This is a genomic window from Streptomyces sp. NRRL S-87 (genome assembly GCF_000719335.1).
In the GTDB taxonomy this organism is placed as follows: domain Bacteria; phylum Actinomycetota; class Actinomycetes; order Streptomycetales; family Streptomycetaceae; genus Streptomyces.
In genome coordinates, this window is sequence record NZ_JOGB01000052.1 from 34437 (window position 1) to 46275 (window position 11839).

The 11839-nt window shown below is 72.0% G+C and carries 5 protein-coding genes; 2 read left to right on the forward strand and 3 right to left on the reverse strand.

What is annotated here, in order from left to right; genetic code table 11:
• Positions 1 to 10 precede the first annotated feature (10 nt).
• The 3 genes from IF43_RS0127325 to IF43_RS0127335 all read right to left on the reverse strand — a co-directional run bounded on the left by IF43_RS0127325 (position 11) and on the right by IF43_RS0127335 (position 8797).
• Positions 11 to 5140, reverse strand: coding sequence for a caspase family protein (locus IF43_RS0127325; protein WP_030206187.1), 5130 nt, complete (start codon positions 5138 to 5140; stop codon positions 11 to 13).
• The gene (locus IF43_RS0127330; protein ID WP_030206189.1) at positions 5137 to 5493 is read right to left on the reverse strand and encodes a hypothetical protein; all 357 of its coding nucleotides are present in this window, start codon (positions 5491 to 5493) and stop codon (positions 5137 to 5139) included. Before IF43_RS0127330 ends, IF43_RS0127325 begins: the two co-directional genes overlap by 4 nt.
• Positions 5494 to 5725: 232 nt before the next feature.
• A complete protein-coding gene (locus tag IF43_RS0127335; protein ID WP_030206191.1) occupies positions 5726 to 8797 on the reverse strand; it encodes a glycosyl hydrolase in 3072 nt (1023 codons plus the stop codon).
• 256 nt (positions 8798 to 9053) lie between these two features.
• Between IF43_RS0127335 and IF43_RS0127340 the strand changes: the two genes are divergently transcribed.
• Both IF43_RS0127340 and IF43_RS0127345 read left to right on the forward strand, forming a co-directional pair.
• Entirely contained in the window at positions 9054 to 10064 is a 1011-nt protein-coding gene (locus IF43_RS0127340; protein ID WP_107048604.1) for a LacI family DNA-binding transcriptional regulator, read from the forward strand.
• A gap of 383 nt (positions 10065 to 10447) precedes the next feature.
• Positions 10448 to 11752, forward strand: a complete 1305-nt coding sequence (locus IF43_RS0127345) for an ABC transporter substrate-binding protein (protein ID WP_030206197.1) — start codon at positions 10448 to 10450, stop codon at positions 11750 to 11752.
• Positions 11753 to 11839: the final 87 nt, after the last annotated feature.

Sequence of the window (11839 nt, forward strand, 5' to 3'; positions counted from 1 at the left end):
TGCAGGGTGGTCAGGGCCCGGGCCTGGGCCTCGGTGCGGGGGGCTTGCGCAGGCCGAGGCGGGTCTGGACGGCGTAGTTGTCGCTGACCGCCCGGGAGCAGACCCGGTTGAAGCCGCCCACACTGTGCTTGCGGGCGGTCAGCAGGAGTGCGGCCGCCAGGAAGATCTGGTCCCGCCGCCCGCGCATCAGGGTGCGGGGGAACGGATTGGCGTCGTGCACGTAGTGGGCGGCCAGGGTGACCGCGCGGCCCCGCTCGAACTTGATCACGATGGACTCGTTGCCGTGGGCCTCCTGCAGCAGGCGGCAGGCGTCGAAGCAGTCGTAGGCGCGGCGGGCGTGCTCGGCGGCCGTGCGGGCGGTTTCGGAGGTGGGGTCGAGCGGCCTGCCCTCGGCCAGTTCCCACTGCTCCACCACGTCACGCGCCCGGTCGAGGTAGAGCTTGCCCAGGCCGTCGAGCAACTGGACGCTGGTGAAGTCGGTGAGCAGCAGTTCGCCCACGAACTCCGACGTGTACTGCCCCATGTCCTGGTCGGCCGGAGCAGCGGGGGCCGGGGAGTCCGCGTCGGTGGCCGCCTCGGCGGACTCCGGGGCGGTGGGCGCCTCCTCCTGGTCGCCGAGGTAGTCGGTGAAGAGGCTGGAGAGGGGGTTGCCCCCGGAGTCGCCGCCCTTGACGGTGATGCGCGCCAGGTCGCTCAGCCGGGAGGGGCTGCGTTCCTCCCCGTAGTGGCGGCGGTCCAGGAAGCGGCCGACGGTGCCTGCGTAGTCCCCGCCGACCACCGACTCGAACGCCTCGTCGATGGGCTCCCACCGCACCGGCTGGTTGAGCCGGAGTGCGACCCGGGCCGCGAGGACCGCGGCCAGGCTGAAGCGGCCGTCGCGGCCCATGACGGAACTGAGGTGCTGCTGGGCCGCCGCGAGCCGTTCCTGCGACTGCGCGGAGCGGAGGTTCGGGGCGTACGCGACCTCCGCCAGGACCGCCTCGGCCGCGGACAGCCGGGCCATCCGGCGGACCTCGCCGTTGGGGGCGGTGCGGGCCAGTTGCCCGTAGAGCTCGATCGCCTTCCCGTAGCTCCACACGTACCGGTGGAAGGCGGCCTCTGCGGAGGTCAGCCGCGCGTCGCCGGGCCAGAGGCGGTGCGCGTCCTCGAAGAGGGCGAGGACGGGGTTGTTGTCGACGACGGGCACCTTCGTGCGCGGCCCGGGGCCCCTGCCGTCCTTGCGCTGCTGGAGGGCGACGTTGTACTCCAGGATGCCCTTCCAGCGGCGGTACTCGCGCTCGAGACGGGTCTCCATCGCGCACAGCTCGATCGACGGACCGTAGCGGTGGCGGTGGTCGCGCAGCTTGTGGCTGCGCTCGCCGTACAGGCGCTCGATCTCCCGCTGCTGGGTCTCGGCCGGCGCCATCAGGAAGTCCTTGCCGGGAGCCTGGGCGGCGCCGCGCAGGCTGCCCTGCGAGATCCAGTCGGACTCCAGGCAGGCCAGGTCCAGGATGCCGTGGGGGCGGGAGGGATTGTTCTCCTGCGACAGCCAGGTACGGACCGCGCGGACGCATGCCTTGCGGCGCCGCTCCACCGCCTCGCCGGCCTCGCTGGTCCGCGCCGTGGTCCGCCAGATGTCCATGACCTGCCGCAGCCACACCGAGTAGGCGAACGGGCTGGGCGCCAGTTCGACGGCGGCCAGGGCACGGTCCGCCGCCCTGCTCAGCCGGGTGCGCGCGGCGCCGTGCTTCTGGTCGTCGCGCAGCGCGCGCGCCTGGAATCCGTAGCACTGGGCCAGTGCGCTCAGGACGGCCGCGGTGTCCTGGTCGTGGAGGGAGGGCGGCGGAGCGTCGGGGTCGCGCGGGGCGGGCCGTTCGCGGTCGCTGCGGTCGCCGAGGTCGCACCCTTCGAGCAGGGGGAGCCGCTCGAGGAGGACCACCGCCTCCTGGGCACCGCGTCGTGTCTTCTCCGGCTTCGGGTACCAGGCGTAGACCTTGCGCAGGAAGCCCGCCACGGCCACGCAGAGGGTGGGCGGCCAGGTCCGCCGGTCGCCCCAGCAGGCGTCCAGGGCGTCCGTCACCAGGCGGCGGGTCTCGTCGAGCTCCTCGTCGTCGGTGCTCTGGTGCAGCAGGAGCACGGCGGAGTCGAGCAGGCGCATCGACCACAGGGAGAGCGGCTCGTGCTGCTCGTGGGTGATCCGCAGCCCGGTGACCGCGTTCCCCACCGCCAGGAGGAGCTCCCGGCGGCACTCCGCCGGGTCGGCCAGCAGGCGGCTGCGGGCGCGGGAGACACGGCTGTTCATCTGCAGGCGCGCCTGGATGTTGCGCGGGTTGTCGTCCTCCCGGAGCCGCTCGGTCACCAGCCGGTGCGCCTGGTCGGCCAGGTCCCCCGCCTCGTCGAGCCGGTTGGCGTCGATCAGTGCCTCGGCGGTGTTGAGCAGCCAGGAGACGGCCAGGGTGACCCGCCCGGCCTGCCCGGGGCCCCGCTCCAGGGCGCCCTCGTACACGAGGTCGGTGGCCTGCATCCGCAGGGGGAGGAGCCGGCCGGTCAGGCCCAGCCGCTTGCCGGTGTAGTCGAGCGACGCGTCGACGGAACGCAGCAGGGCGTGCGGGACCTGTCCCGGGCGGCAGGCGGCCAGGGCGGGGGCGACGTCCTGGGCGGCCGCCATGAACTTCTCGCCCCGCTCGGCGACCGCGCCCTCCAGGCGGGCGGCGAAGGTGAGGGTGGCCACCGAGTGGTAGAGCCGGAAGACCGGGTGCGGCGGGAGGGTGGTGGCGGGGACTTCCGCCGCGGCCGGGACCGGCTCGGCCTCGGGCGTGGGCCGTGGCTCGGCGGGCCTGGCGGGACCGGCGGGAGTGTCCTCGGTGGCCCGCTGCTGCGCGGGGAGCGGGGTCTCCTTCGAGCCGGGCAGGTACAGCGCGTCGCCCCTGGGGGCGACGACCAGGTCGCAGACCACTTCGTGCAGCGCCGGCAGCCGCTTCTCGGCGTCGTCCTCGATCCAGCCCAGGGCGGTGCGCAGTTGGCCGTGGAAGACCTTGTCGGCCTGGTCGTCGTCCTTGTCCAGCGCGGTGGCCGCGGTGGGGAAGAGGACGCTCGCCGCAGCGGCGAGACGGCGGTCGAGGTCACCGCTCTCGGTCAGCCCCGGCGGGATCAGGAGCTTGACGTGTTTCCGGGCGAGCACGGGCCGGGTGAACGGATCGTAGGCGGGGTCGGTGAGCGCGGTCAGGAGCAGGGTCCGCAGGGCGTGTTCGCTCGCCTGGCCGATGGTGAGGCGGCCCGCGCCGTCGGCGGACAGGACCCGGGAGTCCAGGAGCATCTTCAGGACCGTGCCCGGGAACGCGACCGCCGGGTCCTCCAGCACCTGGCGGGGCAGCGACAGCCGGTCGGCGAGGCTCCACACCGCGAGCAGGGCGAGCGGTTCCGGGGTGGCCGGCTGCTCTTCGGGAGGGGCGAAGGAGCAGCCCAGTTCCGAGAGGGTGAGGGCCAGGGTCGGGGCGGTGCCCTCCACCAGCGCGGTGGCCACGGTCTCGGGGTCGGGGTCGGGGGTCGAGGTGCCGGACGCGGAGCCGGTGACGGACTCCTTGGTCGTGCGGTAGCCGGTGGCGCCGCGGTAGAGCTCTCCCGGCAGCCGGAGCCGGCCGTCCTCGATGTGGCGGAGAACGCTCCCGCCGTCGACGGTGACCCGCTGCGAAGCCAGGAGCCTGGTCAGGAACTCGGCTGCCTCGTCGTCCGTCAGCTCGGCCAGCGGAATCGGGGCCTTCTGGGTCAGTTGCTGCCCGCCCTCGACCTCGACGGGCACCCGCGAGATGACGATGTTCGCCGTGTCGCGGAAATAGGGGTGGGCGAGGAGCTCGTCGAGTTCGTCGCTGATGTGCCCGGAGTCGTAGCCGAGGCGGGCGCAGTCGATGACCAGCACCAGGGTGTGGCCGCGGGCGTACTCCCGCAGCCGGTCGATGACCAGACGGCGGCGCGGGTCGCCGGCGCCGCCGGTCGCGGTGTGGTCGACGTCCTGCAGGCCGACCTGGAGGCCGTCGGCGAGGACGGCGAGCACCGGGGACTCGGCGCTGGGATTGGGGATGATCATCTCGAACAGCAGCCAGGGCTGTCCGGGCGGTGCGGCTTCCCTGATCCCGGGTGAGGAGAGTAACTGGCGGACGAAGGCCGACTTGCCCGCGTACTGCGGACCGTGGATGGGGAGCACCACGCGCTGTCCGAACCTCCGGCGCGCGTCGTCGAGTTCGAGCTCCCGTCCCGCGAAGTCCGGGTCGTGGGAAGGCCACGCGCGGAAGCCGTCCGGGCGCGGAACCGCCGCCGGGTCCTGCGCGGAGCCCGGCCGGCCGGCCGGGGGGAGGTAGGTGTGCGGGACGGGCGGCGGCGCCACGTGCTTCCGGTTGCGCAGCCAGGGGCGGTCCGCCCAGGTGGCGGCGGACTGCTGGGGCTGCTGGAGCGTGGTGCCGTCGGCGTCGGGGGAGTTCTTCAGAATGCCGCCGACCGCGTCGAAGACCCACTGGGCGGACAGGCTCGGCCGGTTCTCCGCGACCCCTTCGAGGGCGGTGAGCAGCGCGCCGGTGAAGAAGGTGGTCTCCTTGCCGGAGTCGCCGAGTGCCGTCTGGTACTTGGCGGCGGCGGACATCACGAACCAGCCCCGCTCGGTGTCCGCGTCCGACGCCTCGGCAGGCACCGATTCGATCGCGCCCCCGGAGAAGCAGCAGTCCAGGACGAGGAGTTTGCGCTCGGCCAGCGACTCCTCCGCGGCGACCGTGCGGAAGATGTCGGCGACCGACACCATGGAGTTCTCCGGGGTCAGCACGTCGCCGGTGTCGTGCGGCGCCAGGTAGAGGGTCTCGGTGCGACGGTCGTAGTGGCCGTGGCCGGCGAAGTACAGGACGTAGAGCCCGCCCGGTTTGCTCGTCCGGTAACTGGCGCCGATGGCGTCCAGGATCTGGGCGCGGGTCCTGTCCTTCGCGTCGAACAGGTGCATGAAACCCAGACCCCAGACGTCCGGGTTCTCGAACAGCTCCTTCAGGCGCTCGACGTTGGTGGCGGCGGCGGGCACCGGTGCGAAGGTGCTCCAGGGGTAGTTGACGCCCCCCAGGAGCAGGGCGGTGGACAGGGCGGGAGCGACCTTCTGGTCGTCCGGATTCCCCTCCTCCGCGCTCACTGCAGTTCCTTCAGGGCGGTGGCGACATCCTTCGGCGCCCCCTCCACGGTGAGTTCGGTGCGGCGGGTGCCGTCCGGGAGGTCCGTACGGACCACCTCGAACCGGAGTCCACCGCGCCGCGGACCGCGCAGGCGGTCGGTCACGTACTGCTGGAGGGCCGCGAGCACCACCGGCAGCGCGACGTTCTCCCCGAGGAACTGCAGCACCTCGACGGCGCCCAGCGCGCCCTTCTCGACCTCGCCGGCGGTGCGGGCCGTGCGCACGCCCTGGCGCCTCAGGTCGTCCTTCACCGCCCGTTCCAGGGTGCCCAGTTCGTCGGCCAGGCCGCCCTCGATGCTCAGGAGAATGCGCATGGTCTTCCCTCTACGTGCCGACCGGTGGCGACCGGAGTCGTGGCGACGGACCCGTCCCCCGTCCCCCTACGCTGCGTAAGCGTCTCGTCACATCATAGGTGACGAGAGGTCAGGCGGTCTCCGAAACGGACGGGTGCGCCCCGGTGGGGCGGGGCTCCCGGGCGAGGGGCCGCGGGTGCGGGCTCCGCGCCCCGGCCGCCGGAGGGGCGGGCCGGAGCGGCCGGGGCGGTCGTCAGGTGTAGGGGATGGTCAGGGTGGAGCCCGTGTCCACCTGGAGGGTGGACGGGCCGTTGCCCAGGGCGCTCCAGACCTCGACGCGGATGGTGCCGTCGGTCAGGTTGCCCGGGGTGCCTGACGTGGAGTGCGTGCCCTGGCGGGCGGAGGAGTAGTCCTCCCAGCCGGGGAGGGGGTCGGTGGCGAAGTAGCGGAACGTCTCGACGCGGTCGAAGGCGCCGTCGCCGGTCAGGTCGTAGGAGACCCTGGCCTGCTGGGCGTGGCCGACGTTCGGGCCGGCGTCGACCTTGAAGGTGAAGGTGGTGCCGGAGCCCGTCTTCAGGGTGGCGTTCACGTGCTTCACCTCGTACACGAGCGGGTTGTACGGGGTTCCGTCGTGGTTGGTGCCGCCCGCGGACGGGATGGTGTCCGGGGTGGCCACCGCGGCGGCCGTGGTGGCCAGTTGGCCGCCGGTGCGCAGGTAGTAGGTGTCGCCCGTGACCGGCGGGGGGCCGGACGTGGTGACGGTGGCGGTGCCGCCGGCCGGGCCGACGTGGTCGGTCGTGTCGCGGGCCCTGACGCTGTAGGTGTAGCGGGTGCCGGGGGTCAGGCCGGTGTCGGTGTGCGTGGTGCCGGTGACCGTGGCGATCCTGGTGGTGCCGCGGTAGACGTCGTAGTTCTTGATGCCCCTGTCGTCGGTCGCGGGCGTCCAGGTCAGGGTGACGGAGGTGTCCGTGACGCGGGTGGCGACGGGGGTGCCGGGTGCGCCGGGCCCGTCGTCGCCGGGGGCGCCGCACCGGGTCCCGAGCCCGGTGTCACCGCCCGTGCCGGACGCGGTGGACCTCGCGGGCACGTTCAGTACGCCGCCGTCGGAGAAGAGCACCGAGCAGGCGGTGGCCGTGTAGTTGTGTGCGGCGTAGGTCCTGGTGCCGTTCCTGGCGAAGACCACGGCGGTGGGGGAGTCGGCCGTGACGGTCATGTCCGGTGACCCGACGGCGTTCAGCGTGGCGACCCAGTGGTAGGTGTGGGCCTTGGTCTCGCCGGCCTCGGGGACGTAGCCGCCGTTCCACTGGTTCCAGTAACCCATGGCCTTGGGCGGGTCGTAGAGGGCCTGGACCTGCCAGAAGACGTCCTTCCACTCCACGGCGGGTCCGCCGTTCTCCCGCTCCATCTCGGCCACGCTGCGGTTCAGCGCGGCCTTCTCGCGGGCCAGGTGGAGCGAGCCGCCGGTCACCGGGAGGAAGTTGATGCCGTGGATCTCCTCGGGGTTGGCGGTCCACCAGGTCGCGTAGGCGCCGCCGCTGCTCCAGACCATGCCGACGACGTCGTGGGTGAAGTCCTGCGGGTACACCTGCTGGTCGGCGTCGAACCAGTACTGCGCGATCGACTCCGACTCGGTCGTCAACATGTAGACGCCCTGGTCGCGCAGCGCCGTGTCACCCGTGGCCGAGCCCCACATGACCAGGCCGGCGCTGAGGTTGATCGACTCCGAGGACGACTCCTGGTTGTTGCCGGCCGCGAACGCCGCGTGGCCCGCGGCCCAGCTGTGGCCGGCGTAGACGTCGAATCCGCGCAGGAAGGGGTACTTGCCGTCGTTCCTCGCCGGGTTGGCGGCGTCCTTGATGAGCTCCTTGACCATGCCGCCCCACTCGGAGTCGGCTGCCCACCGGGGGTCGTACTGCGCCACGACGGCCGCGGCCGTCACGTAGTACGAGTAGTGGAAGTGGTGGTCGTTGAGTTCCTGGTCGCTCCCGTAGGAGGCCGGGTACCCGATGAGGGTGCGCCAGTCCTTGTCGTAGGAGAACTCGGAGGCGCCGCCGACCGTGAACCACTCCTCCAGCCGGCCCTTGAGCAGGCTCAGCAGCCTGTCGCGGGCGGCGCCGTCTCCGACCTGGTCGGCGAGGGGGACGAGCTGGGCGAGCCTGCCCAGGGCCTTTCCGGTCCAGTAGGTGTCGGTCGCACCGCTGAAGGGGTCGCCCTCGGTCAACACCTCGTTGACGTAGGCCCTCAGCTTCGCCCGGTCGACGCCCGCCGCGCTCGGCAGGCCGGGCAGCACGCCGTTCACCTTCTGGGTGGTCGAGAAGGACGTGCCCTCGCGGACCTTCATCTCGCCGCGTGGGGAGACGTAGCGGTAGGCGGTGAGCGGGTCGCTGCTGTGCAGCCACTGGTGGCGGTAGAGGGCCTGGAAGGTGCCGGTCTCGGTCCCTTCCTTCGCCTGGGTGGTCAGCGAGTAGGTCGCCGTGACCTCGCCGCGCCCCTGCCGGTACTCCCAGTCCACCTTCGACCCGGTCACGAAGCTGAAGGCGTACTTCTTGAAGGCGGCCAGCGCCGCCCTGCTCGGGAGGACCGCCAGGGAGAAGTAGTGCCTCGCGCCGAGGTCCGCGCGGATCTCGTTGCCGGACACGGTCCAGTCGCTGCTGCTCGGGGCGAACAGCGCGTAGTCGTGCCCGGAGACGGTGACGCCGAGGACGTTGCCCTGGTCGGCGAAGACGGTCGGCGGTGCCGCGGTGGTGATCTGCGCCGCGCCTCCGGTGCCCTCCGCGTACACGTACGGCAGGCCGTGGCCGATCGTCGTGCGGAGGCTGCGCGCACCGTCGTTCCAGTACGGGCTGACGGTCCAGTCGCCCCACCCGTCCGCCTTCGCGTCGGGGGAGTTGAGACCCGCCAGTCCCAGGGTCAGGTCGGCCTTGTGGGGGAACTCGTACTGCCGGCCGTCGCCCACGACCTGGTGGGCGGTGGGGTAGCCGACCTCCAGACCGGCGGAGACGGCCTTGTAGGTGAGGGGGTGGCCGTACATGTTCTCCGACCACGGGTTGGCGGGGAAGCGCTGGAAGGCCAGCGACGACCACCAGTCGTTCGTCGGGACGGGGGTGTCCGCCATGGCGGGGGTGACCTTGGGCCTGACCGCCCGGCCGCCGTTGTCCGACGGCCCCTGGCGGCCGGCGGGACGGACATCGCTGTAGCTGCCCCGGCCCACCACGACGGTGGCGGCCGAAGCGACACCGCCGCCGACGGCGCCCAGCGCGGTGGCGGCGAGAGCCGCCGCCGTCAGCGCCGCCGTCAGCAACGACAGGTTTCTGCGGGATCTCATGCACAGCCCTTCTGAGAGCGCTCTCACGTCGCCGCACAACGTAGGACGGGGCTTGGAGGCGGTCAATGCTTTGAGTCGGGATCCGTGGTCGGTGCTGCGTGTTTTCAGAGAGTGAAGGGTGGGGAGGTGCTGGTCGCAGCGTGACCCTGGCACGGCTGGGAGCGCTCTCACTCGACGGTGTGCGGGACTATGCTTTTCCACGGCGACCTGCCGGAAGTCCGCGCGTAGACAGGAGAGCCCCTTGCCCGAGCCCACGATGACGCCCCGCCCCACCCTCGAGGAGGTGGCGGCACGCGCGGGTGTCTCACGGGCGACGGTGTCCCGTGTGGTCAACGGCGGCTCCGGAGTGCGCCAAGCGCTGATCGACAAGGTGCGCACGGCGGTCGACGAACTCGGTTACGTTCCCAACCAGGTGGCGCGTTCCCTGGTGACCCGACGGACCGGCGCCGTGGCCGTGATCATCGCGGAGCCGGAGTTCCGTGTGTTCTCCGACCCGTTCTTCGAGCGGCAGGTGCGGGGGATCAGCAGGGAGCTGTCGGCGCACGACCTGCAACTCGTACTGCTGTGGGTGGAGGGCGAGTCCGACCACGAGCGGATCGCCCGGTACCTGTCGGGCGGCCATGTGGACGGGGCCCTCGCCTTCTCCTTGCACGGTGACGACCAGTTGGCGCACCTGACAGCCCGCAGCAGGGTGCCGTACGTGCTCGGCGGCCGCCCGCCCGCGAGTGCCCCTCCCGGCGCCCCCTACGTGGACTGTGACAACAGGGGCGGGGCGCGAGCCGCCGTTTCGCACCTCGTTTCCGCAGGTCGCAGCATGATCGCCCATATCGCGGGCCCGGCAGACCAGACCTCTGCGGTCGACCGTGCCGCCGGGTACCGCGACGTCCTCGTCGACGCCGACCCGAAGCTCGTGCACCCGGGCGACTTCACCGAGGAGAGCGGCGCTCGGGCCATGGCGGAACTGCTCGACCGGTGCCCCGGACTCGATGCGGTCTTCGCCGCGAACGACCTGATGGCGCGAGGCGCGCTGCGCACCCTCCTGGACCGGGGCCTGCGCGTCCCCGAGGACGTCGCCGTGGTCGGGTTCGACGACATCGGGGACGTCGCCGGCGGCGCGGTGCCCGCCCTCACCACCGTACGGCAGGACATCGAGGGCATGGGCCGGCTCATGGTCAGGCTGCTGGTGCGCCGCATCGACCACCCGGAGCTGGCGGGGGCCGACTCCGTGATCACACCGACCCTGCTGGTGGAGCGTCAGTCCTCCTGAGGTCGGGTCCGAAGCGGCGGCCGTTGGCCGGCGGACCCTTGGTTGCTGGTTGCTGGTTGCTGGTTGCTGGCTGCTGGCTGGTGTCTGGTGTGTGGTGCCTGGTGCCGCTGAGTGCTGCCCGGCGAGCGCTGCCCGCTGAGGGCTGAGCGCTGCCCTCGCCCCTGGCGGTGCGCTGACGCGGGGGCGGCGGGCCGTGTGCCGTCGTGAGCCTGCCTCCTCTCGGGGCGTGGTGACGAAAACCCCGACACGCCTTGCCTGTTGGGCGGCCCGAGCCTTTATCGCTTCAGGTCTTGACGACGTGCGATGCGCCCGTGCAGTCTCCCCATGCACGTCTGAGAGCGCTCTCAAGTGCCTCGTGCTCAACCGAAGCCCAGGAGGCCCCCATGACCACTGCCAGAGCCGCCACGAGAACGATCGTCCGTCTCGGCGGAGTAGTGCTGGCCGGTTCCCTGCTCGCCGCTTGCGGATCCGGCTCCGACGGCTCCTCGACCGAGAAGGCGGGCGGGAAGGTCACGATCACCGTCGACCTCTTCGGCTCCTTCGGCTACAAGGAGGCCGGCCTCTACACCGAGTACGAGACGCTCCACCCGAACGTCACGATCAAGCAGACCGACACCGAGGACGAGGCCGACTACTGGAAGTCGCTCCAGACCCGTCTCGCCGGCGGCGGCGGCCTCGCCGACGTCCAGGGCATCGAGGCCGGCCGGATCGCGTCCGTCGCCCAGCAGCAGACCGACCGGTTCGAGGACCTGCGGAAGTACGGAGCGCAGTCGCTCGAGGCCTCCTTCGCCCCGGCCAAGTGGGCAGCCGCCACCGGTAGGGGCGGCGAGGTCATCGGCCTCGGCACCGATGTCGGCCCGGAGGCCATGTGCTACCGCACCGACCTGCTCAAGCAGGCCGGACTGCCCACCGACCGCACGGAACTCGCCAAGCGCTGGTCCACCTGGGCCGGCTACCTGGAGCTGGGCAAGCAGTACAAGGCGAAGGCCGGCACGAAGAGCGCCTGGCTGGACAGCGTCGGCAGCCTCTACTCCGTCATGATCGGGCAGGAGAAGGAGCGCTACTACAACGCCGAGGGCGAGCTGGTCTGGGAGACCAACCCGGCACTGAAGACCGCCTGGGACACCTCTGTCGCGGCCAGCGACGCCGGGCTGAGCGCCAAGCTCGACCAGTGGTCGCCGCAGTGGAACCAGGCCTTCGCGGCGGGATCCTTCGCCACCCTGCCCTGCCCCGCGTGGATGCTCGGCTACATCAAGGGTCAGGCGGGCGAGGCCGGCAAGGGCAAGTGGGACGTGGCCGCGCTGCCCGGCGGTGCCGGCAACTGGGGCGGCTCCTACCTCGCCGTCCCGAAGGCGGCGAAGCACAAGAAGGAGGCCTACGAGCTGGTCAAGTGGCTCACCGCGCCCGAGCAGCAGGCCAAGGTCTTCACGAAGCAGGGCAACTTCCCGTCGTCCACCGGTGCCATCGCGAAGATCGCCGACGCGACGGACCCCTACTTCTCCGGCGCCCCGATCGGCAAGATCTTCGGTGCGGCCGCCCAGGCCGCCCCGGTGCAGGTCCTGGGCATCCACGACCAGAACGTCGCCCAGCAGATCACGAACGCGCTGAGCGGGGTCGAGCGCAAGGGCACGGCCCCCGACAAGGCGTGGGACGACGCCAGGAAGGGCGTCGCCAACACCATGGGCTGACTCCAGCCGTCTCCGGGCCGGTCCGGCCACCCCGCCCCCTTCCCTCCCCGCACGCCCCCGGACCGGCCCGCCCACCCGTTCCCCACC